At 47.0% G+C, this 22,841-nt stretch carries 24 protein-coding genes and 1 pseudogene; 12 read left to right on the forward strand and 13 right to left on the reverse strand.

The genetic code is table 11. From position 1 onward, the window contains the following. The first annotated feature begins 123 nt into the window (after positions 1 to 123). From AC2CG4_RS00070 to radA, 3 genes are all read left to right on the forward strand, one after another. Positions 124 to 2,463 carry a hypothetical protein gene (locus AC2CG4_RS00070; protein ID WP_484484314.1) on the forward strand — a complete coding sequence of 780 codons (2,340 nt, stop codon included), beginning with the start codon at positions 124 to 126 and terminating at the stop codon, positions 2,461 to 2,463. A 153-nt stretch (positions 2,464 to 2,616) separates the two neighbouring features. Further along, positions 2,617 to 3,537 carry a PDC sensor domain-containing protein gene (locus AC2CG4_RS00075; RefSeq protein WP_484484315.1) on the forward strand — a complete coding sequence of 307 codons (921 nt, stop codon included), beginning with the start codon at positions 2,617 to 2,619 and terminating at the stop codon, positions 3,535 to 3,537. Positions 3,538 to 3,540: 3 nt separating this feature from the next. After that, positions 3,541 to 4,911 (forward strand): DNA repair protein RadA, encoded by a 1,371-nt coding sequence (radA, locus tag AC2CG4_RS00080; protein WP_484484316.1) that lies wholly within the window; start codon positions 3,541 to 3,543, stop codon positions 4,909 to 4,911. A gap of 22 nt (positions 4,912 to 4,933) precedes the next feature. Here the strand turns inward: radA and AC2CG4_RS00085 are convergent, their stop codons facing one another. From AC2CG4_RS00085 to AC2CG4_RS00095, 3 genes are all read right to left on the reverse strand, one after another. Then, positions 4,934 to 5,773 carry a substrate-binding periplasmic protein gene (locus AC2CG4_RS00085; RefSeq protein ID WP_484484317.1) on the reverse strand — a complete coding sequence of 280 codons (840 nt, stop codon included), beginning with the start codon at positions 5,771 to 5,773 and terminating at the stop codon, positions 4,934 to 4,936. A gap of 14 nt (positions 5,774 to 5,787) precedes the next feature. Beyond that, positions 5,788 to 6,162, reverse strand: coding sequence for a PilZ domain-containing protein (locus AC2CG4_RS00090; RefSeq protein ID WP_484484318.1), 375 nt, complete (start codon positions 6,160 to 6,162; stop codon positions 5,788 to 5,790). Between the two features lie 64 nt (positions 6,163 to 6,226). Then, positions 6,227 to 6,613 (reverse strand): PilZ domain-containing protein, encoded by a 387-nt coding sequence (locus AC2CG4_RS00095; protein ID WP_484484319.1) that lies wholly within the window; start codon positions 6,611 to 6,613, stop codon positions 6,227 to 6,229. A gap of 187 nt (positions 6,614 to 6,800) precedes the next feature. Here AC2CG4_RS00095 and AC2CG4_RS00100 point away from each other — a divergent pair, with 187 nt between their 5' ends. The 6 genes from AC2CG4_RS00100 to AC2CG4_RS00125 all read left to right on the forward strand — a co-directional run bounded on the left by AC2CG4_RS00100 (position 6,801) and on the right by AC2CG4_RS00125 (position 12,147). Then, a complete protein-coding gene (locus tag AC2CG4_RS00100; protein ID WP_484484320.1) occupies positions 6,801 to 7,712 on the forward strand; it encodes an ROK family protein in 912 nt (303 codons plus the stop codon). A 10-nt stretch (positions 7,713 to 7,722) separates the two neighbouring features. Continuing rightward, positions 7,723 to 8,589 carry an ABC transporter substrate-binding protein gene (locus tag AC2CG4_RS00105; protein ID WP_484484321.1) on the forward strand — a complete coding sequence of 289 codons (867 nt, stop codon included), beginning with the start codon at positions 7,723 to 7,725 and terminating at the stop codon, positions 8,587 to 8,589. Between the two features lie 19 nt (positions 8,590 to 8,608). Next, the gene (locus AC2CG4_RS00110) at positions 8,609 to 9,610 is read left to right on the forward strand and encodes a FecCD family ABC transporter permease (protein WP_484484322.1); all 1,002 of its coding nucleotides are present in this window, start codon (positions 8,609 to 8,611) and stop codon (positions 9,608 to 9,610) included. Positions 9,611 to 9,612: 2 nt separating this feature from the next. After that, positions 9,613 to 10,425, forward strand: coding sequence for an ABC transporter ATP-binding protein (locus tag AC2CG4_RS00115; RefSeq protein ID WP_484484323.1), 813 nt, complete (start codon positions 9,613 to 9,615; stop codon positions 10,423 to 10,425). 189 nt (positions 10,426 to 10,614) lie between these two features. Further along, complete coding sequence (locus AC2CG4_RS00120) at positions 10,615 to 11,073, forward strand: DUF4442 domain-containing protein (RefSeq protein WP_484484324.1); 459 nt, start codon at positions 10,615 to 10,617, stop codon at positions 11,071 to 11,073. A 36-nt stretch (positions 11,074 to 11,109) separates the two neighbouring features. Continuing rightward, entirely contained in the window at positions 11,110 to 12,147 is a 1,038-nt protein-coding gene (locus AC2CG4_RS00125) for a Gfo/Idh/MocA family oxidoreductase (protein WP_484484325.1), read from the forward strand. 47 nt (positions 12,148 to 12,194) lie between these two features. Here AC2CG4_RS00125 and AC2CG4_RS00130 read toward each other — a convergent pair whose 3' ends face one another. The 5 genes from AC2CG4_RS00130 to AC2CG4_RS00150 form a co-directional block, all read right to left on the reverse strand. Further along, on the reverse strand, positions 12,195 to 12,629 hold the full coding sequence (locus AC2CG4_RS00130) for a hypothetical protein (RefSeq protein ID WP_484484326.1): 435 nt from the start codon (positions 12,627 to 12,629) through the stop codon (positions 12,195 to 12,197). A 77-nt stretch (positions 12,630 to 12,706) separates the two neighbouring features. Beyond that, a complete protein-coding gene (locus AC2CG4_RS00135) occupies positions 12,707 to 13,531 on the reverse strand; it encodes an FAD:protein FMN transferase (protein WP_484484327.1) in 825 nt (274 codons plus the stop codon). 2 nt (positions 13,532 to 13,533) lie between these two features. Beyond that, entirely contained in the window at positions 13,534 to 14,088 is a 555-nt protein-coding gene (locus AC2CG4_RS00140) for an FMN-binding protein (protein WP_484484328.1), read from the reverse strand. Positions 14,089 to 14,156: 68 nt separating this feature from the next. Next, entirely contained in the window at positions 14,157 to 15,041 is an 885-nt protein-coding gene (locus tag AC2CG4_RS00145) for a DUF6662 family protein (RefSeq protein ID WP_484484329.1), read from the reverse strand. Between the two features lie 126 nt (positions 15,042 to 15,167). Further along, a complete protein-coding gene (locus tag AC2CG4_RS00150; RefSeq protein WP_484484330.1) occupies positions 15,168 to 15,920 on the reverse strand; it encodes a lipoprotein intramolecular transacylase Lit in 753 nt (250 codons plus the stop codon). Positions 15,921 to 16,179: 259 nt separating this feature from the next. On the opposite strand from AC2CG4_RS00150, the gene AC2CG4_RS00155 reads away from it, so the two are divergent. Beyond that, complete coding sequence (locus AC2CG4_RS00155; RefSeq protein WP_484484331.1) at positions 16,180 to 16,761, forward strand: hypothetical protein; 582 nt, start codon at positions 16,180 to 16,182, stop codon at positions 16,759 to 16,761. A gap of 99 nt (positions 16,762 to 16,860) precedes the next feature. On the opposite strand, the gene AC2CG4_RS00160 is transcribed toward AC2CG4_RS00155, so the two are convergent. The 4 genes and pseudogenes from AC2CG4_RS00160 to AC2CG4_RS00175 all read right to left on the reverse strand — a co-directional run bounded on the left by AC2CG4_RS00160 (position 16,861) and on the right by AC2CG4_RS00175 (position 19,776). Beyond that, positions 16,861 to 17,223, reverse strand: a complete 363-nt coding sequence (locus tag AC2CG4_RS00160) for a nuclear transport factor 2 family protein (RefSeq protein WP_484484332.1) — start codon at positions 17,221 to 17,223, stop codon at positions 16,861 to 16,863. A 72-nt stretch (positions 17,224 to 17,295) separates the two neighbouring features. Further along, positions 17,296 to 17,883, reverse strand: a pseudogene (locus AC2CG4_RS00165) (NAD(P)-dependent alcohol dehydrogenase). Next, positions 17,873 to 18,247 (reverse strand): alcohol dehydrogenase catalytic domain-containing protein, encoded by a 375-nt coding sequence (locus AC2CG4_RS00170; RefSeq protein WP_484484848.1) that lies wholly within the window; start codon positions 18,245 to 18,247, stop codon positions 17,873 to 17,875. The pseudogene AC2CG4_RS00165 and the gene AC2CG4_RS00170 overlap by 11 nt, the downstream one beginning before the upstream one ends. 71 nt (positions 18,248 to 18,318) lie before the next feature. Continuing rightward, the gene (locus tag AC2CG4_RS00175; RefSeq protein ID WP_484484333.1) at positions 18,319 to 19,776 is read right to left on the reverse strand and encodes a hypothetical protein; all 1,458 of its coding nucleotides are present in this window, start codon (positions 19,774 to 19,776) and stop codon (positions 18,319 to 18,321) included. Here AC2CG4_RS00175 and AC2CG4_RS00180 point away from each other — a divergent pair. Together AC2CG4_RS00180 and AC2CG4_RS00185 are read left to right on the forward strand one after the other, a co-directional pair. Further along, a complete protein-coding gene (locus tag AC2CG4_RS00180) occupies positions 19,775 to 19,987 on the forward strand; it encodes a hypothetical protein (RefSeq protein WP_484484334.1) in 213 nt (70 codons plus the stop codon). The two genes, AC2CG4_RS00175 and AC2CG4_RS00180, sit on opposite strands and share 2 nt — an antisense overlap. Positions 19,988 to 20,300: 313 nt before the next feature. After that, positions 20,301 to 20,939, forward strand: a complete 639-nt coding sequence (locus tag AC2CG4_RS00185; RefSeq protein ID WP_484484335.1) for a class I SAM-dependent methyltransferase — start codon at positions 20,301 to 20,303, stop codon at positions 20,937 to 20,939. Positions 20,940 to 21,042: 103 nt separating this feature from the next. On the opposite strand, the gene AC2CG4_RS00190 is transcribed toward AC2CG4_RS00185, so the two are convergent. Then, positions 21,043 to 22,767 carry an FAD-binding oxidoreductase gene (locus AC2CG4_RS00190; RefSeq protein WP_484484336.1) on the reverse strand — a complete coding sequence of 575 codons (1,725 nt, stop codon included), beginning with the start codon at positions 22,765 to 22,767 and terminating at the stop codon, positions 21,043 to 21,045. Positions 22,768 to 22,841 lie beyond the last annotated feature (74 nt).

A 22,841-nucleotide genomic window follows, 5' to 3' on the forward strand; every position in this document is an offset into this window, starting at 1 on the left:
TTTATTGGGGCTGTAAGCTGTTCCTGCGATCCATTGCACATCTATAGCTTGCAGACTCGCACCTTGGCAAAAGTTGACTACACTTTCTACATAATTCCCATAACACCTGTTCAGGAAGTGATCATGAAAAATAATGTTAATTGGTTTCTGCTATCTTCCCTTGTGCTCCCATCGCTGCTTTTGACAGGGTGCGGTGGCGGTAGTGGCACCGAAAAAGCACCGGCACCTTCGGGCCCTAATGCCTTTGTTGCGGGCACTCATCCGCGTTTTGATCCGGTAATTGCTGACCTTCCGTTCAATACCGACCTGATTTTTGCTGCCGCGGCCACAACGGATGGCACCGCCAATCTGGGCGCGGCGACTGACCCGGTGCGCGCGACTATGAATCAGCTGGATGGTTTTTCCAGCTCGGCGTTTTTCGATATTTTAATCAGTGACGGTGTAAATCCGGCGACAGCTCTGGCATCCAAAAGTGTGTTTCTGATTGAATTGAATACCGGCGGGAAGGATGCGTTAAATCCTGCCAATATTGTCGGGGTGGTTGGCCCAGCTAACTATGATGTGGTGGTGGTGTCGCAGGATGGCGGAACAAATAATGTGATCCGTATTCGCCCAACCAAACCGCTTAAGTCCAAAACCAAATATCTGGTGTTTATCACTGATGATGTGAAAAATGCCAGTGGCGCCAGCCTGACCCGCTCCTGGAGCTACAACTCCCTGCGCGATCCTAACTACCAAACACTTAGCTCGCTGTTACCTGTGCGCTCAGCCATTATCGGGTGGGAGACACTCGCCAGTGGATTTCTGGCGGCAGTGAGTGGCGGCCAGCTGACGGCTGCAACAGCGAAAGAAAAGTTAGTGTTGACCTATACCTTCACCACAACTGATCCAGTCACCGGCTTGGTTGCTATGGCATCACCCCGCGCGGCGGTTGCCAGCACTCAAATTGCGGCAGGGGCAGCACCTGCAACGGCGGTGGCAAATGCTGTGACTCTGGATTCAATCGGCCTTTTGTCCACGCCGAAAAAACGTGATCTGGGTGTGTCAGGGCTTACAGGTATCGATTTCAATACTTTTAGCCCTGCACTGGCTGCCAATGTCGGCAAGCTGTACACCGGCTATATCAAACTTCCTTACTACCAAACCGCAGCCACAGGGTTACCCTTTGGCGAATACCTGAAGCGCAATTGGAAGCCAGATCTCACGCTTGCGGGCGCCTTGGGGGTGACTGTGCCCGCTGATGTAGACGGCAGTTACAACGTCACTTATCGCTATCCCTTTGCGGCTAAAACGGGCGATGAATCTGTGCCTCTGCAAGTCACTATGCCACAGGATAATTGGGTGCCCGGTTATGCAGGAGCCGCTAACTGCGGTCAGATCTACGCAGCCACAGGCTATCCCACCGTAATCTACGTGCATGGTATTACCAGTGATCGCGCCTCAGTGTTGGCGCTGGGTCATACGCTGGCGAGCCAGTGTATAGCTACGGTCGCTATCGATTTACCGGTACATGGCATTCCCGCTAACAGTGACTTGGTGAAAGTACTCAACGTTGAAAAAAGCCAATCGATTCCTTTTGTCGCACTTTATGGCGCCAATGCGCCCCATGAGCGCCATTTCAATGTCGCGGGAGTTGGTGGTGCACCTGCACCCATGAACTTTACTGCTCCCGGTGCAACCGATGGCTCGGGTGCGCAATTTATTAATCTCGGTTATCTGACTAATACGCGCGATAACAACCGTCAGGCGGTGATGGATTTGCTCAACCTCAATGCCAGCCTTGGCGGAGTGAATACCGAGATTCGCAAATCTGTTACTACTGGTTTAGATGTAAATCGTGTCTATGTAGTGGGTGTCTCACTGGGTGGCATTTTGGGCAGTGTGTTTACGACTGTTAACCAAATGGCAATCGCCAATGATGCGTTGGTTGGTCTGCCCTCCGGTCTCAACCCTATTCGCGGTTTGGTAACCAGTGCAGCAGGCACGCAAGTAGCGCAAATTCTGGTGAATTCTGCGACCTTTACACCGGTAATTAACGGTGGCTTGGCGGCCAGTGGCGTAAATGTCGGTACCAGTAATTATGAGCGGTTCCTCTATGCAGCACAAAGCGCGATGGACGCGGGCGATCCGGTGAACTATATGCAGACATTGGCGGCGCTGGGCGTGCCAACGCTGGTGCAACAGATCAATGGCGATGTAGTAATCCCCAATGGTGCGGCGAGTGCCCCATTAGCGGGAACCTCGGCTATGGCCTCTCTGCTGGGCGCAACACAATTGGGCTTGGGTTCTACCCAGTTGGGGCGCGGTTATGTCAAGCTCACTGCGGGCGGCCATGTTTCATTGTTGCGACCTGAGAATGGCGCTTTGAATGTGACTAGCGAGCTGCAAACCCAGGTAGTCACATTTATCTTAAATAGCGGCAATGTGTCCGTAGGCGCGGGAGCGCCAGGCAATATCGAATAGCCTCCGAACATCATCAATCCGATTCAATCAAACCCCGGTTTTCCGGGGTTTTTTTATCGCTAGAGTTTTACGCGGTGATGGCGCAATAACTGCAAGTAAACTAAGGTAAACTGCCGACCAATTTGCAGGCCCGCTATGTTGATGAGTTGAATTATGACCCCACGCAATTATCTATATCTGCTTAAAAAGTACGACGAATATCAAGCACAAATCGAACGTTTATTGGAGTCGATTGTGAGTTCACTATCACCCAATAAATTGGCAACGTCTCAAGAGCAACTAAACGAAGTCGTCAAACGGTTGCACAAATCCTATCCATTTGTTGAGTTGCTCTACTGTCTCGATGAAAACGGTGTGCAAACGACCGAGTCGGCAGCATCGCCTACGGTTCCTGACCCTAAGCGGCGTGAGCCGGGTTTTGGTTCAGATCGCAGCAATCGTATTTACTACAGGTCGGCGCGCGATAATAGCTCAAAGATTACGGTGACTCAGGCCTACCTTTCCAGCGCAACGCATCAACTGGCTATTTCTGCAGTGCAACGTTTTGTTGATGCTGAAAATACCACTCGCTATGTGGTGATTAATTTTAATTTGGAAAAGCTGATTACTTTTTTAAATGGCGATAGTTTGCGCAGGGTTGTGCATCCCGTGTTTCAAGTGATTTACGGCATCATCGGCATTATGTTGGTTGTGGTGTCCATGCTGTTGCTATATTCAGCTGGCCAGTCGTTATATGAAATGATTCATGAGCATACCAATACCGCAACCCAAGCGTTCCAATCGGTCATTTTAGTTACCCTGGGCTTGGCGATTTTTGATTTGGGAAAAACAATTCTCGAAGAAGAAGTGTTGTTGCATAAAGATATACATCACGCAGGCTCCACGCGCCGCACTATTGCACGTTTTATGTCGGCGATTGTGATTGCGGTATCGATTGAATCCCTATTGTTGATGTTTAAATCCCTGCTCGGCGATGCTACTCATCTAAACTCCGCTGTGTTTATGCTGTTTGCTGCGGTGGCATTGTTGGTAGGCTTGGGTGCTTATTTAAAACTCACTAGCGAAAAGAAATAAATTATGTCCACCAAAACCAAAAGTGCATTTGTCTGCACCGATTGCGGCGCCGATTATAAAAAATGGCAGGGACAGTGCACTGAATGTGGGGTATGGAATAGTTTAAGTGAAGTGCGTTTAGGCCCAACTCCCGCTAACCGTTCGGCAAAATTTGAAGGTTATGCTGGCGGTGCCTCGGGCAATAAAATTCAAACGCTTGCCGAAATTTCGCTCAACGATGTGCCGCGTTTTAGCAGCGGTGCCGGTGAATTTGATCGTGTGCTTGGCGGCGGTTTTGTGCCAGGCTCGGTGGTGTTGATCGGGGGCAATCCGGGCGCGGGCAAATCGACTTTGCTGTTACAAACCCTGTGTAATTTGGCGCGCACTATGCCTGCGCTGTACATCACGGGTGAAGAGTCGCTGCAACAGGTGGCGATGCGCGCCCAGCGTTTGGGTTTGCCTACCGATCAATTGCAAATGCTCAGCGAAACCAGTGTCGAAGGCATTTGTACAATCGCACAAAAAGTCGCACCGAAAGTGATGGTGATCGACTCGATTCAAGTTATGCATATGGAAGATATTTCCTCTGCTCCCGGTTCGGTCTCACAAGTGCGCGAAAGCGCCGCCTACCTCACCCGTTTTGCCAAACAAACCGGCACAGTATTAATTTTGGTAGGCCACGTGACTAAAGACGGCTCACTCGCTGGCCCGAAAGTACTGGAGCACATGATCGACTGTTCGATTTTGTTAGAGGGCGATAACGATTCACGTTTTCGCACTTTGCGTGGCAATAAAAATCGTTTTGGTGCGGTCAATGAATTGGGTGTTTTTGCGATGACCGAACAGGGCATGCGCGAAGTGAATAATCCCTCGGCGATTTTTTTACAGCGTGCAGAAGATCCTTCATCCGGTTCAGTAGTGATGGTGATGTGGGAAGGGACACGCCCCTTGCTGATCGAAATTCAAGCCCTGGTTGATGACAGTCATCTCGGCAATCCGCGCCGCGTGGCGGTGGGTATGGATCAAAATCGTCTCGCCATGTTGCTCGCAGTATTGCATCGCCACGGTGGCATTATGGTGGGCGATCAGGATGTATTTGTGAACGTGGTAGGCGGTGTAAAAGTGATGGAGACCAGCGCCGATTTGGCAGTGTTGCTCGCCATTGTTTCAAGTTTTCGCGACCGCATTTTACCGCAGGATTTAATTGTGTTTGGCGAGGTGGGGTTGTCGGGTGAAATTCGCCCGGTGCCGAGTGGTCATGAGCGTTTGCGCGAAGCGGCCAAGCATGGTTTTAAACGCGCGATAGTGCCGTTTGCCAATGCCCCACGGGAAAAAAATATGGGAATTGAAGTGGTTGCAGTTAAAAATTTGCAAGAAGCGCTTGAGGCGCTTTAATGGCGCCGTTCGTTGACAAATATTACTCAGGTACTCTCAGCTCTATTATTTTACGATCGAGTTGTTGCAGTTGCTGCCATGCCTCGCGGAAAGAGTGAACACTAAAAAATAAAATATCGAGGCTGCCATCCTCACGAGCTATTTCCAGCCCGCGTTGAATTCGTTCCGCCAGTGCGGGGTTATTATTGTTTACAAAAAAATAAATCGGTTGTTGATAGTGAATCATCAAATTTTTTTCAATGCTCAGCCTCAGTGCGGGGTATTGTTCTTGTTCATTAATGACCTCTTGGATGCTGCGCGCCATGTAATCAAAACGCCTGGCTTCCAGCATACGGAACATAGAGTCATACGCATCAGACGTTACTAGTGGTAAACCATTAAAGCGATAGATGTCAGCGTCACTCCAATGAAGACCGCTGCCAATTTTAAATTTCTGCAAGTCGCTCAGGGCATTGACTTGATCAAATCGGGGTTGGTCATCAGCACGAATTAATAACAATCGATATTCGTTAATTCCCCGGATTAAATTAAATTTAACCGGCATTAGTTGGTTTTCGCGTTTTTTATTACTGCTGCTCCAGATGATATCTATTATGCCCTGTTTAACTAGTAGTCGCGCACGTTCGCGGTTTACGCTGACTTTATAGTAGTCAAAATGGATTTGCTCGTGCTCGCGACGGGTTTTTTCTAGAGCCAAGCGTAATGCCTGTTCGTAAAAGTGACCGGTTATTTCTGGCTCGAATGAGCCTGCTTTGGGGAGTGTTAGTTGCAGGTCGGCGTTTGCCACACTGCTCGCCATACTGCTGTGGCTAAGGGTTAATGACAGGCTTAGGCATACATAAAAAAAAACCGCGTATTGCATAAATTGCAGACTGATTAGTGGTTGTTCTCTATCTGGGTTAGCAACTCATAGAGTAATGTTTTATCAACCGGCGTATCAGGTTGAAACTCAAAGCCTAATAAGTGCTCGCGTACATGAATTAACTTACCGTGCAGGTTAAGTAATTTTTTGGGAGAGGTGAGTAGATTGATCTCATCCAATTGGATATGAACGCGCAATGGATCGCCTTTTTGTAGAAGGTGTTCACCTAAAATAGCAAGGCGCGCGCCCGATTCTGAAAGATCCAGTACATGCGCTTCCCATTTTTTAGTGGAGTATTGTAAATCCGCATACGCGCGCAACGGAAAACGCGGATGTCGGCGTTTATCCTCACCGCTGGGATCATCTGTTTTGTTTTCTTCATCGCTCATTATTTTTGTTGGCTCCGCTGTAGGGATGGGCCGATGAACTGTCGTGTCAGTTCAGTTTTTAGTGCTAATAATCACTAATTAATTCAGACAGCTCCCTTTCTGCAGCCGATGCATCCCCTAAATTCAATTCAATCAACCGGCGTAAGTGGCTCACGCTATCAATATCAATCGATGTACACACCAGACCAGTTTGACTGTGATGTTGGTGCGCCACAGTGACGGACATAGCGATACTGGTGTTATCTGAAAGTAGTATTTTCACCAGAATCGGTTTGTTATGGATAACTTCACTGGGCAGTGTTTGCTGCAACAACAAGCCTTTTAATGAAATATCCAACAAACTGGCGCGCCAATGAAACTCGCCTTGTGCCAGTTCAACGTGGGCATCAAACAGGATACGGCTAAATTTGCGGCGCTCATTGGCAGCGGCTTTTTTTCTTGTGTCGGTCATAATGTGGTCTTTCTGTCGCAGGGTGGTCTTTCATTAACGGTTAAGCCAATCAAGCTGCTGGTAGCCTGTGTTTGAGTGTAGCCCTTGGCAGCCGTTTCGCCATTATTGAATTTACGCTGGTGTCGATTTGCTTCGGGTAAGGGGCGCCACCTATAATCCCGTCACGTTTGCTAACAGGCTGATTTTTATGACAGATTTCCGTATCGGTATTGATCTTGGTGGCACCAAAACTGAGGTGATACTGCTCAATGGCGCAAGTCAGGAGCTATTTCGCACCCGCATGCCTACAGTGCGCGATGATTATCAAGCTACCCTGCGCGATATCGCCCAGTTAGTGGCCCAAGCGGAAGCTGCCGCGGGTGAAACTCAGTTGCCGGTCGGCATAGGTATTCCAGGGACTATTTCACGCAAAACCGGTTTTGTGAAAAATGCCAATTCCACTTGGCTTAATGGCAAGCCGTTCCAGCAAGACTTGTCGGACTACCTCAACCGTGCGGTTAAAGTCACTAACGATGCCAACTGCCTTGCAGTCTCTGAAGCAACTGATGGTGCTGCTCGTGGTTACGATCTGGTCTTCGCGGGCATTCTTGGCACCGGCTGTGGTGCCGGTGTTGCTTATCAAGGCAAGCCTATTGTCGGTCCCAATGGTGTGGCAGGGGAGTGGGGGCACAATCCCCTTCCTTGGACTAGCGCGGAAGATTTAAACGCGCGCCCTTGTTATTGCGGTAAATCTGGCTGCCAGGAAACGTTTTTATCCGGCACTGGCCTGTGCCTTTCCTATCAGTTGATTGCCGATGAAAAAATTAAAGGTGATGAAATCGTAGCGCGCGCGGAGCACGGGGACGTAGTTGCGCGGGAAGTGCTTGCTAATTATTTCGACCAGGTTGCACGCGGACTTGCCGCGATTATTAATACGATTGATCCAGATGTGATTGTATTGGGCGGCGGCGCTTCGAATATCAAGGCGATTTATACCGAGGTGCCAAAGTTGTTGCCACATTATGTATTTGGGCGCGAGTGCGATACGCCCATAGTTCCGGCCGTGCATGGCGATTCCAGTGGCGTGCGCGGTGCCGCTTGGTTAAATCCGCTTGTGTAAGTTGCGCAGCATGTTGTTAGCGGTAAAACCCATCGCAAGGTTGCTGGGCTTTTTATTTTATGTTTGCAGCGCGAATCTGCAAGCACAGTCACAAGTGCAATCAGTAACACCGCCACAGCGAATCGCATCGCTCAATATTTGCATCGATCAGTTATTGTGGGAGTTGGTACCGCACGAACGTTTGGTGAGCATCAGTTATTTAACCGCAAGCCCTATGTGGTCACCGATTGCAGAACAGGTACGCGGAATTCCAACGAATCATGGGCTTGCGGAAGAAATTGTGCCGCTGTCGCCGGATTTAATTCTTGCCGGTGAATTCGATGCAGCCAGTGCGATTGAATTGCTCAACCGTTTGGGCAAACCGGTTACACGTTTGCCGCTGCCGCGTAAGCTCAGTGATATTAATCAACAAATTATTGAACTGGGCGATTTGGTCGGTGCAGGTAAAAAGGCGCGCACTATGGCCGCGCGGATCGGTGCCCAAGTCGCTGAGTTGCGAGCGGCTAAACAAAATCAACAGCCCTTAACGGCATTTTGGTATTCATCAAATGGTGTAGTGATTGGCGATGGCACGCTGGAGCATGAATTAATGCAACTCGCGGGCTTGCGCAATCTGGCGGCTGAGCGTGGCATGTTTGGCTTTAATCAACTCGATTTGGAATTATTGCTCAGCGCCAAACCGCAAATATTAATTATTGAAGCGAGTAATGCCGAAGGTTTTTCTCTGGCACGGGAATATTTAGCGCACCCGGCATTGGCTAATGCGGAATTTACCATTGTGCGCTTACCGGCGGGTTTATCGGGCTGCGCCACCTCGGTATTGGGCGATGTTGCTATCGCACTGAAACAGCAATTGGCGAACTCAGTTCAGAAGTGAAATAGACAAAGAGAAAATTGTGCAACTAAAAATATCGTTTACTGCATTAACCCTGAGCTTGCTCGGCGCGATTATCGCGGCGGCGGTTTTATCGCTTAACAGCGGTGCGGCGAGTATTCCGCTGCTGCAAGGTTTTACGGATATCTGGCAGGGCGAACAAAGTTTGGCGGCAACCATTCTCGGGCAAATTCGGCTGCCGCGTTTATGCCTGGCCATTATTGTCGGCGCAACACTCGGCATGGCCGGTGCCGCTATGCAAGGCTTATTGCGCAACCCGCTGGCCGACCCGGGAGTGCTGGGTGTTACCAGCGGTGCGGCATTGGGCGCGGTGGGGGTGTTGTATTTTGGCGCGGCGGCAGCGGCTTGGTATTGGCTGCCGAGTGCGGCGATTGCGGGAGCATTGTTTTCTCTGCTGCTGGTATATGTGTTGGCGGGTTTGCACAGCAGTATGCTCGCGTTAATTCTCGCCGGTGTGGCGATCAGCTCTATTACCGGTGCCTTAATTGCCGTCGCATTAAATTTTGCGCCGAGCCTGTATGCGATGCAGGAAATTATTTTTTGGTTGATGGGTTCACTGGTTAATCGCCATTGGGATCATGTGCAGATGGCGTTGCCGTTGTCTGTGATTGGCTGGCTGTTAATACTCAGCCGCAGCCGGTTTTTAGATGCGTTAAGTCTCGGCGAAGAAAGCACCCGTTCACTCGGTTTTAACAATCACCGCGAGCGCGGCATTTTATTATTGGGCATTGCGATCAGTGTCGGCGCCTGTGTGGCGGTGAGTGGCAGTATTGGTTTTGTGGGGTTAATTATTCCGCATTTACTGCGCCCCTTGGTGGGCTATAGACCGGGGCGATTAATGTTCACTAGTGCACTCGGCGGTGCGCTGTTATTAGTGCTTGCCGATATTCTGGTGCGCCAATTTGATAGCGCGCGCGAATTAAAATTAGGTGTAGTGACCTCACTGCTCGGCGGCCCGTTTTTTTTATTATTAATTCTTAAAACCCGTTCGCGGTGGGCGTGAAAATGACAACACATAGTGCCCAACCTATCTGTCTCAGTGCGCAACAAGTGTCGCTGGTACGCGATGGCAATGCGATTGTGAATAACGCCAGCTTGCAGTTACACGCAGGCGAATTAATCGGTTTAATCGGCCCTAATGGCGCAGGTAAAAGTTCATTGCTGCGGGTGATGGCAGGTTTGCTAGACGCAGATTCCGGCCAAGTCCATTTATCTAACAATAATCAGCCGCCGCAATTATTGGCACAATTTTCTGGCCGCGAGCGCGCCCAGTTGCTCGCTTATTTGCCGCAGCAGGAAACGCCGGCCTGGCCGTTACAAGTTGAACATTTGGTTGGTCTTGGTCGCGCACCTTGGCATACACCTATGAGCGGAAAATCGGGGCAAGACAAACAAGCCATTGAACATGCGCTCAACATTACCGAATTGCAGCCGCTGCGCCAGCGCATTGTCACTACCTTGTCGGGCGGCGAATTGCAGCGCACGTTGTTAGCGCGGGTTTTTGCTGGCGAACCGCAAATTATCCTCGCCGATGAACCCATCGCAGCGCTTGACCCTTATCATCAATTACATGTAATGGAATTGCTCGCCGAACATGCACAGCGCGGTGGTGCAGTCTTAACTGCATTACACGATTTAAGTTTGGCGGCACGTTTTTGTTCGCGTTTGATCTTATTGCAAAACGGAAAAATTGTGGCAGACGGTCAACCGATTGATGTACTCACCACCGACAATTTAGAAAAAGTCTACGGCATTTCCGCCTATGTCGATTGCCGCGATGATGGGGTGGTAATAATCCCGCGTAAGCGGGTGTTTTAAATTTAGTCTCGCATAAGTGAGTGCTTTAAAACTTAAAGCGACTCTCAATTAGCAGAGGACTTGCGGTGTTATTGCTGAGACCGTCTGAGACATGGATGTCGAAGATGAGCCCCCATGGATGGGTTCACGGCGTGTCTCAGCAATAACACCGCGAGTCCTATTCACGTTAGCACTTCATGGAATTCAAACATGAAAGCAAGTGTATTTAAATTTGGCGTTAATTTATGGCCGCCACTATTTTTTACTGGTATTAAAGTCACCCATCTCACACCAGACTATAAAGAAACACATGTGACCTTAAAACTGCGTTGGTACAACCGCAATTATGTCGGCACCCAATACGGTGGCAGCCTTATGTCCATGACTGACCCTTGGTATATGTTGATGATTATGCACAACCTCGGGCGCGATTATTTTGTCTGGGATAAACACGCCGAAATAGATTACATCGCCCCCGGCAAAACCCATGTGCATGCACAGTTTCTGCTGACCGATGAAATTCTCAATGATATCCGCGCAAAAACAGCCAACGGCGAAAAATATGTACCGGAGTTTATAGTTGATATCAAAGATAATAACGGCCAGCTTGTCGCGCGGGTAAAACGCCGTGTGTATATAAAGTTAAAACCCCGTGCACGTGCGGATTAACAATTACATTATTGATCTTTTTAGCTGGAAAATTTTATGCTCAATGTCGCACTCTGTTCTTATGGTATGTCGGGCAAAGTATTTCACGCACCGCTAATCACCGCTGAACCCGGCTTACAACTCCACACTATTTTACAGCGCAGTGAACCTACGGCGCTGGCGAATTATCCCGAGGTGAATATTGTCAAAACGGTTGATGAAATTCTCGCCAATCCGGATATTCATTTAGTCGTCGTCAATACCCCGAATGAGTTTCACTACCCTATGACCAAAGCGGCATTGCTGGCGGGTAAACATGTGGTGGTAGAAAAACCGTTTACGCTAAGCCTCGCCGAAGGTAATGAATTAATTTCATTGGCCGAACGGCAACAAAAAATACTGTCTGTTTTTCAAAATAAACGTTTGGAAAGCGATCACTTGGATGCGCAAAAAATAATTGCATCCGGTGCGCTCGGGCGTATTGTCGAAGTGGAGTGGCATTACGATCGCTACCGCACCAACATTACTCACAAAAAATGGAAAGAAGATAATCTCCCCGGCTCCGGCACTTGGTTTGATTTAGGCATTCATATGGTGGATTCCATGTTGTGCCTATTCGGCAAACCCTATGCCGTCTATGCCGATATGCGCAGCCTGCGCCGCGCAGAAGGTTCAACCGATTATTTTAATGTGCAATTCCACTATGAGGATATGCGCGTAATACTTCGCTCCAGTACCTACGTTAGTGAAAAAGGAGCAACGGTTGCTATTCACGGTGATCAAGGTTCTTTTTTAAAATTTGGGCAAGATGTGCAAGAGGCACAAATGGTGCGTGGCATCATTCCCGGTATGCCCGGCTGGGCACAACCCGGTGAAGATAATTACGGTATTTTGCACACGCACAATCAAGGTGAAGCAAAACGCATCAGTATTCCAGGTCAGCGCGGTTGCTATGAGCATTACTATAAAAATATTGTGGATGCGATTAGTGGCAACGAGCCGCTGACATTTTTGCCGCAGCAATCACTGCTGGGTGTAGAGTTGTTATTGGCAGGGGAAGAGAGTGCAAAGCAACAGCGTTTAATTACGCTGTAAACCAGAGCGGATTTTTTATCCGCTCTTAATAAGCAGCTATCTTAATTTTACTGAGTTGGGCGATTAGGTGCGGTTGGTTTGAAAAAACGAATAATAGCCTTACGCCAAAAATGCAGTGGGAATATCAAGCAGAGAGCGACACCAAGCCATAAATGGATATCGGCAATATTGAATACTTCCAACAGATCCTGCGGGTAGTACAGCAATAAACCGCTAACAATAAGTAAAGTCCATATGCTCAGGTGCAGGTAACCATCCCAATGGCGCTTTTTTTTTGGTAATTTTTTTTGTACGTGATCCGAAAATAAATAGCCAAAAATAAATACCCCAAGCATAGCACTCACACCATGCAGTTCGCGGAATAAGCCATTGAGCGGGTGAGGGAAGTCGTCTTCAGTCGCAGGGGCGAGAAAAAAAAGCGCAATGCCGGTAATGGCGACTGCCAGAAGAATTAACCATAAACTGATACGTGATTTTTTCATGAGCCTTAACAGGGTTGCATGTCAATAAAGGGCGCTATTCTGACAGTTGTTGGCGTGGAAATGTAGGGCTTGCTATTTTAGTGCGAATCTAGCGCAATCCAGTTGCCCCCCAGTTTACGCAGACAATCGCTGCGCTCATGTTCCGCTAAATTCACCGCGACTTTGGTGAGCGCATCTGCACGCCATGCACTATTGGCAATAACACTCCAGGTTCCCGCTGCTACAGGCTCTGCATTATTACCTAATACAAGCCCCGGATATTGTGCAGAAGCATGTGTTGTTGAGGTCGCCAGCGAGGCATTTTGCAGGCCGCCCATTGAATGCAGCTGCCCCAGATGATCCTTAATGCTGATCGGCATAATCGCACTACCATAAACCCGAATATCGCCCCCCGCATTAATCCACGCGGATGCTACCCCTTGGTGTTGCAGGTATCGAATGGCGATATCAACCGCAAAACCTTTGGCGATACCATCCAGCGTAATCAACACCGGCCGACGCAAGCGCGCTTGTTGTGCTTGTATTTCAATATCATCCCAATTGCCAATGCTGAGCCAATCGCTGCGCGTATTGATGTAATCCGGCGCGGGCAGCGCCCCTTTATCAACAATCGCTTTGCCCAGCGTGCAATTGAATGTGCCTTTGCTGATGCGGGTTAATGCCCGTGCGAGCTTCAAACATTGAATGCTGAGAGGGTGCAGTGGCACCCACTGATTTTGCGCGGCATTCAAGCGCGACAATTCGCTAGAGGGTTGATGAAAACTAAGCAGGTTGTGAATTTGCTCTATGGCAGAAAAAGCGCCTGAGAGCGCATCCTGACACTGATTTTCTGCGAGCGCCCCTGTATCGACAAGTTGAATCTCGACAAATGTGCCGAGCAGTGGGCGCATGCGTTTTAGCATTGCTAGCCTTGGGTAAGTGCAATTTTATGAATGGCGAGCAGGCGTTTAACGCCGTCGGTCACATTGCGGCAAGAGAGTGTTGCGCCGCTGATGTTGGGAATGTCCTTGTTGAGTTTAAATTTATCGTTCAGGGTTTTCCCAGAAAAATATTGTCGCCATTCGGGTTTGCGAATCTGGCCGCCGTGGGTTTCGCGGTAACTTAAAATTTCTATACCGATCACTTTGCCATCTGGCGAGATGGCTGCAGCATAACTAATAAATTCGTGTTTCCCGATGACATCATCGACAAGAAAATAACCGAGTAATTGTCCGTCTTGTTCGGCGCGCCAATTTTGTTGGATTGAGTTGCGTTGGCGCACCCCGGCGATTTTTTTAATCTGCTTGCGTTGTTCATCAGACAAATGAATGGCCGATTCTAAAAAAATGCTAGCGTTGGGGAATAATACTTTCTGCGCTTGTGCAATCGATAAATAATCTTCCGCATGAGCAGAGCTTACAATCACTGCCGGTGTGATTAGCGCGAGTGGTAAGGTAATAAAACCGGGAATATTGCGCATGGAACAATCCTCCTATGCCTCGCCTAAACGAGGCATAGTCTTTTAATGAGGGAATAGACTTTTAATAATTAGAAATTCAGGCCAAGTTTGAAACGAATTTCCTGTTCGGTTTTTTCAATCAGGTGTAAACCATCGGGTTGGCCATCAAAGCCCTCGCCGCCGCCACTGATCTGGTCAAAGTAGGTCAGTGTGAACCAGTAGTCTGCACCGCCGTAATGCAAACTTGGGCCAGCAAAAAGTGACTGCCGCTCCATCGCAACTTCAGTTTCGTATTCGGTTTCGTACAGAGTTTCTACACCGATAAACCAATTGGGCACAAAGCGATAGCTCAAACCAGTGCCCGCCCAAAACTCGATTTCTACTTCCATGCCGGTAGGCCATTCAAAATCTTCAGGCAAATTGTCGATGGGTTTACGGGTTGCACGTGTCGCTTCAGTACCAAAGTTAGCCGCCCAAATTAATTGGCCTTCCATAAAATATTTTTGCAATTCCAGTTCCAGATCGATACTCACTGTATCTTTATCGCGCCCGGAATGAGGGTCCAAGACTAAATAATCCAAACCGGTAGTGACCGACAAGCCAAAGTCATCCAAGGCTGGGCTGAGAAAATTATATTTCCCTGCAATCTCTACGCCTTGGAATTTCAAACCGTATTTTTCATCGCCGGGCATATAGGCATCGATTAATAAACCTGATGTATCAATTGCCTGGCCTTTGAGTGCCCCCTTGACTGTGAAACGATCGCTTACGCCGTACTCCAATTCTGTTTCGGTGTTATACGCCGTGTACTTTCCTACACCTTTATCGGACCGCTGCGTGACGACTTGATAAAACTCCAGTGCGCCATCCGGCAGGACTTCAGCTCCTTTGATATACCCAAAAAGATTTTCGTCAGCATGAGCCGGCAAAGTGAACAGGCCACTGAGCAAGGTAGCAATGAGCGTTTTACGCATGGTAAGTCCTTAAATTGGTTATAAAATGTGATTTTAAATGCAAATGACATGTGTAGTTGCACGCACTTTAATCTCATTTGATATTCATTACCATTAAATTTCCGTAACAATGCTGCGCGCACGCGATTATTTCCGCTTTGTTTGCCTGAGCGGTTTGGAAATAGTGCGTTGCAGAAGGCGATTAACCCCATAGAGGCTTGCACACCATAGGATCAGGAACAGGCTAACTAACACCACGGCAATAAACGCAAAAATATCCGGTGCTTTCATTAAGGTGGTCATCAGCGAGTCTTGATAATAAAAAAACCACTGGTGACTGTCGGGAAATATCTGCTCATGTAGCCAATAAAAAACAGCGGTTGGGCCTATGGCAAAAAGAATGGCGCAAGCTAATAACGAGCCCACTAAAAACCCTAGTAAGATTGTTTTAAGCGATGGCAGTTGTAGTTTTTGTTGATGAGCGATGGCAATTAAACTGGCCCATAGCAACAAACTCAGAATTCCTATGAAATAAAATCGATCGATTAACTTGGCCACATCTTGCAGGTGAACAATTTCTGCTTCGTGCATAAGTGCGGTTAACTGACCGTTTTTTAAGGTGTAACTAATCTGCGTTAACCCATTGCCGCTGGCTTGCACCGCATCACTAATCTCACCAAATAAACGCCAATGTTCGCTGGCGGAAGTGAATTCAAAATCTTCTTTATAGCGGTTGAGTGGCGCATATTCGGCGATGTGGTGATCCAAGTCTAATAATTGATAGCCGAGTGGATAGGCGAAGTGAAATTGCGCTAGCAAGTGCCAGCTTACGAATGCCAGCCCTATCAACTGGGCGAAAAAAAAAGCGGGCCAAAAGCAAAATCGGTTAAAGGGGTTCATAGCTAAACTCTGCTGTGCATCGAGGTCGCAAAGTATGCGTTAGCCTATATTGCAGGCCAACAGGTTTATATGATTTGCCATTTTTTTGACGAATAACTGGCGCCAAAATGTCGATATTCTTAACATTTTTACTGTTTTCATCCCCAGCAACGTGTTTCGTTTTGGTGTAAGGAGCTGATTAAAATGATGATTTCGGCGACGGCATCGAAATTGCTGCTATTATTGTGATGTACGTCTCACAATTTTTGGGGGCACGATTATGAGTAGATTATGGAAATTAGCCTTGGCGTTGACTTTTACGGGCATGTGGGCTGCGGTCGCAATGGCCACCCCAGTGACTTGCCTGCCGAATGCAGAGCGCGTGGCAACTCTTGATTCAGCGGTTATTTGCCTGACGGGTAATGATGACAATATTCATAGCCCTGCACAGGTATCTGCACTGTTTGGTGGAGTATGGGTAAAAGAGGGTGAGCTAACGGGCAATGGCTCTGACGATTTATTTACCGTTGCGTTGACCGGTGGCAGCTGGGGTGGGAATGATGTTGCGGGAACCTGGAGTCTAGACAGCAGTTTTTGGTCTACCTATGGATTAGCGGTAATTACCATGCACGTTGGTCACGGTAATGGCAATCCAGATTATTTTGCGTGGTCGGTAACTCCGGGAGTTACAAGCGGCAGTTTCAGCTATAAAGATCTTGATGGGCGCGGTGGTGGTTTATCGAATCTTTTTTTATTTGGTTCAGGCACCTCAATTACACGGCTTTCTGAATCGGGTGTGGGCTTATTGTGGGCGATTGGTTTGTTTGCCGTTATCTTGGCAAGACGTCGAGTTTCACTCTAGGAATGAAATAATAATCTGAACGAAAGCCGCAGAATGTTCTGCGGCTTTTTTATTTCCATTAAGGAGTTGTACCTACATTGCATAATGAATAAATGACAGTTATGCAATTAAACATGAGTGCCCTGAAACAACTTTCCAATGGTTTTTAGCTTTATTCCAAACCCGCGTGAAGCGAAAGTTACTAGACGCGGGCACTCCATTGTAGCTTCCGGAAATTTCTGCTTGGGTTGTAACAACTGCACTATCGCCTAATTCGAGGATTTGCATGTTTGAAAGCACTATGGAATTAATTATAAATAACTTATTTTTATGGGAGTCTATGTCTTGTTTTTTTGAAATAACTTGACCTAGATGATTTGTAAATATTAGCTGATCAGAAAGTAAGCCGTCGAGTTTAACTATATCAGAGCTACACATGGCTAGCCGTAGTTGTTCTTCCAATTCCAAAATTATAGACTTCATGGTTGTCACGTTTGATAGTTGCCTCAGTTTTAGATTCTATTAATTTCTGACGATAAAGTTTTTGGGTTTATGTTATTCATGGATTAAAATTACGTTTCCTTTTTTGTGTCTTTCATCTACGTATTTATGAGTCTCTACTATTTTTTCCAAGGGGTAAACTCTATCTATAACTGGTCTTAGCTCTTTATATTCGAATTAGTCTACAATATCTTGCAGTAGTTCCTTGTTTTTCATAGCAATACCGAAAATTAATCGTTTGTCTATTGTTGATCTCAGCATAGTGCCTAGACCTGCGTTGATGAGAATCAACTTGCCCGATTGCGAGAGAATGCTGCTACAACTGGTGAGTGATAAATGGCCAGTCGTATCTAGAATAACATCATAAATCACCTGGCCTTGAGTGAAATTGTTTTCGGTGTAGTCAATAACTTCGTTGGCACCGAGTGATAATACCAGCTCCCTATAGCCACTAGACCAGACGCCCGTAACTTCAGCACTATAATATTTTGATATTTGTACTGCTGCAGTACCGACAGATCCAGATGCGCCGTTAATTATTACTTTGCTCCCTTTTCGGACAATTCCCTTTAAAAAATGTAGCGCCGTTATTCCACCAAAAATTAAAGAAGTAGCGTCTGTATATGAAATTTTATCTGGTATTTTTTACGGCTTTATCTTCGGCGATACACGCATACTTAGCATTTGTACCAAGAGCAATTCCTGTACTGCCAAATACTTTATCGCCCTTCTTAAATAAAATAACATCCTTACCTGTGGTGATTACTTCACCGGAGAAATCGATTTCAGCTATATTTCTTCTTGGTTTAAATATCCCCACTGCGAGGCGAGCTGGAAACCAAAAACCTTTTGGTATATCAAATTTTCGCATTCGACAGTCGCCAGTAGTTACAGCAGAAGAAAATATTTTGATTAGTAGCTCATTGTGCGTGGGGGTGGGTTCATTAATATCCTGAATTTTTAGGACTTTCGGGTTACCATACTTAGTCCAAGTTACTGCTTTCATCACATTATGTATTCCAAATAGGGAGAGATAAAACGCATCCTTGCGTTGGGAGAGGGGGGAAGAGGAGGTGGCTAAGGGACGTTGGTTGTCAGCCGAGTAAGGCTACCGCCTGCATTTGAATAGTAGTAGGCATCGCAAACTGATCCAGATACTTCAAAACCACTACAAAACTCAATCGCTCCATAGCGAAATGAATCGGTTTGTGCATTTGCATAGCTAACATCAGGCATGGTGCCTAATAATGCAATTTTTTGTCCTGTAGCTCCACTAACGAGATGGATGTTCGCTTTTGCGTAATTGGTTTTGCTATTCGCAAATTCAGCAATAAGAAAGGAGTCAATCCCTGACGAATCGTAAAGCCCGAGTGCTTGGCCATAGGCGCCGAATGCCCAGGTGTCGGTAAAATCTACAGCGCCCGTGTTGTCAGAGAGTAGGGAGCCAAATTTAGAGAGGGTTAGTGTTGGAAAACTTGTTTGCGAGTAAAAAACACGTTCCTTATTGCTGCCGTAAGCAGAAGCGTTAGCAGGAATATTTAAATTAGTCGCGCTGCTACCCGTTTTGGCAACTGTCGCGTAACCCGAAGTTTCAAGTATAACCACTTTTGTGGGTGTCAGCGCTTGTAAAAACATAGTGGTTTGATTGCTTGTGTATAGTGTTGAGATCATTGGTGTACCGGTGTCGGTAATTTTGTAAAGCGATGTTTTACCTGTTGCTGAGCCGTTATTGTTCAGTTGAGGTCCTGAAAAATAATAAGCATTGTTATCGGGAAGGCCCACTACTGCAGATGTTTGCGGAAAGGTAATGATAGTGGAGGAGAGTTGTTTAGTTGAATAGTCAAAGCGTCGAATGGCTCCATCTATAAATAATAGCGCAGATCTCTGGCTTGCATTATTCACAAATGCCATGTTGTTAAAAGTAGCAAGCGAAGAAAAGTTTGCAAGAGATGTGTTTACTGTTCCAATCGCATTACCTTGTGTTGCAAAGAATCCAGCGATAACTCCTGAGGTTGGATTAATAAAAGGTGTTAGTATTTTAAGGCCACCTAAGGTAATCGGAGCGTCGGTCGCTGACATCGAAAAGTTGACCGCTTTCTCGACGCAATTACCTGACACAAGCGCTTTATAAAATAAAATCGTATTAATTCCATCAAGGCTGGGAGTCCCAGTGATGATATTAGGAAGCTTGACACCGATATTATCAGGGTCAGGACATTCACTGGCTGCTTGTGTTTCGTTACTTAATTGTTGCGGGATAGGTGTTGACGCTGATTCCAAATTCACTTTGTAAATTTTACCTGCTTTGATATAGACCACATGACCCGGCCGGACGTTAGAGAGTACCTTGGTCGTTGAATTATAGTCACCGAGTGGTAGGGTAAAAAAACCGTTTTGTAGACTCGCTTCCAATGTAAATGAGTTTTGTAGATTCACCGTGTCAATTAAAAATAGATCGGGAGTTAATCTGGCGTTGACACCAACGGGAATTCTACGAGCCGTTGTTGGTGTAGATGAGGCGGCAGATGAATTCATGGATGAAGCCACCGATGAAATGATACTCGCTGCACTGCTCGATAGGCTTGAGCCTGTGCCCATTCCCGCAGAGCTTCCTTTGGCTGATGACGGATTTGGAGTGTTTCCTCCACCTCCTCCACCGCAGGCGGATAGCAAGAAGATAAGGCTTGATGCGGTGAGGAGAGTCTTAAAATGGAGGTTTAACATAAAAAAATACCTGTTTAGTTAAGTGCCTATAAAAATGTGGTCATGAAAATTAAAGTGTTAACTATTGGCTAAAGCAATACAGCTAAACCGCCTGCGTACGAAATCTGGTTACCAGTCTGAGGTAACTGTGATTTATATCTTGTGGGTGATTTGAACTCTGTAAAAATGTGTAACAATTTGGCAACAGTTTGATGCCCTAGCCCTTAGATAATCTTTAAGGCACCGTCATATTAGTGACATCACTTTGTCATAATATTAAAAGCTGTTATTTACTAAGCTTTCACCAATACGCGACATTATCTTTTCACATCAACTGGAACGAGCGAGGATTCACTGTGCCCGAGTCATTTACCCCTCCTGCAAGGAGTACGTTTCCTGCTTATGGCATTTGGTTGTACAAAGAAAAAAGCCCTGCAATCAAACGAGTAAAAAAAGAAATTGCGCCCAGCGCTCACGGTGACCGCCACTGGGACTCCAGCTATTTGTTGATGGATTACTTCATGCACAACCCCATCAAGAAAAAAAGTCGCGTGTTAGATGTGGGCTGTGGATGGGGGCCAACCTCGATTTTTCTGGCGAATCAAGGGCACAAAGTAACCGGTCTGGATATTGATGATCAGGTCTTTAGTTTTTTACACCTGCAAGCTGATTTGAATGGCGTAGAAGTTAAAACTCGCCAAGGTGCGATGAGTTCCATGAAAAAAGCGGATTTGGCGAAATACGATGTGATTGTTGGTGGCGATATTTGTTTCTGGGATGAATTAACCGATGAATGGTTTGCAATGCTTAAACGTGCCGCCAGTGCGGGCGTAAAAAAGATGGTATTAGCAGATCCAGGCCGCGGCCCATTTTTGAAATTGGTCGATAAGTGTTACGAACGCTGGGATTGCGAGATGTGTATGTGGTATTGCCTGGAGCCAAAACGTTTTACTGGTAGCTTGTTGATTGTCAATTTGGATACCAAAGCGGATTAGTAAGGGCATCGTCCCTGATGCGGGTACCGTTATTCTGTGCATGAGAAAGTCCTTCTCGTATCGTTATTGTCGATAATTAAACGTTAATATCATTGCTGAATTATTACGCTTCGTTTGCTTCAGTTGTACTCACACGATGTGTAAATGCTTTGCGGTAATCAGGTTGTGATATTCGCTTGCTGGTTGTCGCTGTTTCGATTTCTTTAACAGGTACAGCGGCTGGAACAAAAGGTGTAACGGGTTTGCTGTGCTCGTAACGGCCCGATGCAATTACCGCATTTTCATCCAGCGCATTTTTTAATAGGTGTTGTACCTGTGCGCTGGGTGAATCTGCCGGGCAGGCGATCATATCCATATAGTCGATTCCTAAGCGATAGGGAGGCCAGCCATTTTCCAAGCCGGTTTTTACCAGTTGGCGATAACATTTTTTTGCGCGCGCAACATCTTCAGGATTTTTGCGATCAAACAAAACGGGAATTGTGCCTGACAATGTGCGTGATGAACGCGAGGTAACCGCAAGCAGCGGATCAAATCCGTTATCCATTAAGCATTTACTCATCACGGTGCGATAGCGCTCTACTTCATCCGCTGCAAACGGCACGAGCGGCGCATACCATAAAATACCGGCGCCATCTTTCGCGGGATGCGAATTCAAATCGAGTTTTTTCGCGGTGGGGTCAAGCGCATAAGCGATTTTTAAAAACGCTACTATCGGATAACCTTCTACCGTACCCAGTGTATTCACCAACGCACCAAAGTGGCGGCGCAGGGACGAGAACCCCCATTGTGGTAAATAGCTTTGAATTTTTTGCAATTGTTTAATTTGATTCGGACTAAAACTCCACACGCGGCAATTTTTTAACCGGCGGCGAATATCTTTTACAGAGCCAGCCACTGCAGCACGTGAACCGTATAAAGTTCCCAACCCTGTCCAAGCCGAAATTTTTCGCTCTTTTGCCAATTGTTGTAAATAGGCTGCACGCGCTTCACCCGTCAGAGTCGATGCCAGAGGTGTATCAACTTGAGTAGAGAGAATGCGGCAGTCGTTCATCATAATAATGCCGCCGATGCCGGGAATATCTTCGGTGAGTTTATTTAGTTCCGTTTGGCTATTGATAAATGCATCATTACTTTTCCATTCGAATACCAAAATTCGAGTAGCTTCCGGTGAGCGCGCTAATTGCACTCGCGCCTTAGTCACAATGCCAAAGTTGCCTTGGCGCAATAACCCCGCCCAGGAATAACCGGTGCCTGCATTCCAGCGTTTGGCCATTTCCGGGCAATTTAAATCTTGATAGGTGTGACGAAACTCAGTGCCGTTACCCCAATAGCCTTCCAGTTCACTGATCGCATCGAAGTGATCGGTAATCGGCGTTAAGCCATAACCGCCATCTAACGCATTGCCGAGAATATTGCCGTTGGGGCCAACACCGGTGGTGGGCACTAATAAATCTGCACCGCATTTTTTAATCGCCGCGTGTAAATCGGCTTGGGTCACACCGGGTTCAATTAATGCGGTAGATGATTTCACATCGATATACACGCGGCGCAGTTGCGATAAGTCCATAATAAAACTGCGCGAATCGACTGGCAGCGAAGTGCCGTAACCAAAATTGCGCCCGCCGCTGATCGGCCAGAGCGGCACTTTAAACTCGTTGGCAAGGGCGATCACTTCTTGAATAGCATCCACTTCTTTAATAACAATAGCTCCTGCGGGTAAACGTTGGCTCGCGCCGGTATCTGCACCGTAGTGAAAAGCCGCCTCTTCGCGACTCAATACTTTGGCACCGGGAATACGTAATACTTCGCTGAAAAAAGAGGTAGTCATGTTCATCTTCCTTTCAATTGCTGAATGACAAAATTGCTGGATGAGCAAAGGTGGGATTGTTACTGCGTGTGTTA

It is taken from the genome of Cellvibrio sp. ATLC23, from assembly GCF_057196725.1.

What these genes read in the sequence shown, in the direction of transcription:
- AC2CG4_RS00115 (WP_484484323.1), top strand. Translation starts at nt 9,613, where the DNA reads ATGACAACACATAGTGCCCAACCTATCTGTCTCAGTGCGCAACAAGTG.
- AC2CG4_RS00190 (WP_484484336.1), bottom strand. Translation starts at nt 22,767, where the DNA reads ATGACTACCTCTTTTTTCAGCGAAGTATTACGTATTCCCGGTGCCAAA.
- AC2CG4_RS00140 (WP_484484328.1), bottom strand. Translation starts at nt 14,088, where the DNA reads ATGCGCAATATTCCCGGTTTTATTACCTTACCACTCGCGCTAATCACA.
- AC2CG4_RS00090 (WP_484484318.1), bottom strand. Translation starts at nt 6,162, where the DNA reads ATGAGCGATGAAGAAAACAAAACAGATGATCCCAGCGGTGAGGATAAA.
- AC2CG4_RS00175 (WP_484484333.1), bottom strand. Translation starts at nt 19,776, where the DNA reads ATGAATTCATCTGCCGCCTCATCTACACCAACAACGGCTCGTAGAATT.
- AC2CG4_RS00130 (WP_484484326.1), bottom strand. Translation starts at nt 12,629, where the DNA reads ATGAAAAAATCACGTATCAGTTTATGGTTAATTCTTCTGGCAGTCGCC.
- AC2CG4_RS00145 (WP_484484329.1), bottom strand. Translation starts at nt 15,041, where the DNA reads ATGCGTAAAACGCTCATTGCTACCTTGCTCAGTGGCCTGTTCACTTTG.
- AC2CG4_RS00120 (WP_484484324.1), top strand. Translation starts at nt 10,615, where the DNA reads ATGAAAGCAAGTGTATTTAAATTTGGCGTTAATTTATGGCCGCCACTA.
- AC2CG4_RS00135 (WP_484484327.1), bottom strand. Translation starts at nt 13,531, where the DNA reads ATGCTAAAACGCATGCGCCCACTGCTCGGCACATTTGTCGAGATTCAA.
- AC2CG4_RS00170 (WP_484484848.1), bottom strand. Translation starts at nt 18,247, where the DNA reads ATGAAAGCAGTAACTTGGACTAAGTATGGTAACCCGAAAGTCCTAAAA.
- AC2CG4_RS00160 (WP_484484332.1), bottom strand. Translation starts at nt 17,223, where the DNA reads ATGAAGTCTATAATTTTGGAATTGGAAGAACAACTACGGCTAGCCATG.
- AC2CG4_RS00095 (WP_484484319.1), bottom strand. Translation starts at nt 6,613, where the DNA reads ATGACCGACACAAGAAAAAAAGCCGCTGCCAATGAGCGCCGCAAATTT.
- AC2CG4_RS00075 (WP_484484315.1), top strand. Translation starts at nt 2,617, where the DNA reads ATGACCCCACGCAATTATCTATATCTGCTTAAAAAGTACGACGAATAT.
- AC2CG4_RS00105 (WP_484484321.1), top strand. Translation starts at nt 7,723, where the DNA reads ATGTTGTTAGCGGTAAAACCCATCGCAAGGTTGCTGGGCTTTTTATTT.
- AC2CG4_RS00070 (WP_484484314.1), top strand. Translation starts at nt 124, where the DNA reads ATGAAAAATAATGTTAATTGGTTTCTGCTATCTTCCCTTGTGCTCCCA.
- AC2CG4_RS00150 (WP_484484330.1), bottom strand. Translation starts at nt 15,920, where the DNA reads ATGAACCCCTTTAACCGATTTTGCTTTTGGCCCGCTTTTTTTTTCGCC.
- AC2CG4_RS00155 (WP_484484331.1), top strand. Translation starts at nt 16,180, where the DNA reads ATGAGTAGATTATGGAAATTAGCCTTGGCGTTGACTTTTACGGGCATG.
- AC2CG4_RS00180 (WP_484484334.1), top strand. Translation starts at nt 19,775, where the DNA reads ATGGATGAAGCCACCGATGAAATGATACTCGCTGCACTGCTCGATAGG.
- radA (WP_484484316.1), top strand. Translation starts at nt 3,541, where the DNA reads ATGTCCACCAAAACCAAAAGTGCATTTGTCTGCACCGATTGCGGCGCC.
- AC2CG4_RS00085 (WP_484484317.1), bottom strand. Translation starts at nt 5,773, where the DNA reads ATGCAATACGCGGTTTTTTTTTATGTATGCCTAAGCCTGTCATTAACC.
- AC2CG4_RS00100 (WP_484484320.1), top strand. Translation starts at nt 6,801, where the DNA reads ATGACAGATTTCCGTATCGGTATTGATCTTGGTGGCACCAAAACTGAG.
- AC2CG4_RS00125 (WP_484484325.1), top strand. Translation starts at nt 11,110, where the DNA reads ATGCTCAATGTCGCACTCTGTTCTTATGGTATGTCGGGCAAAGTATTT.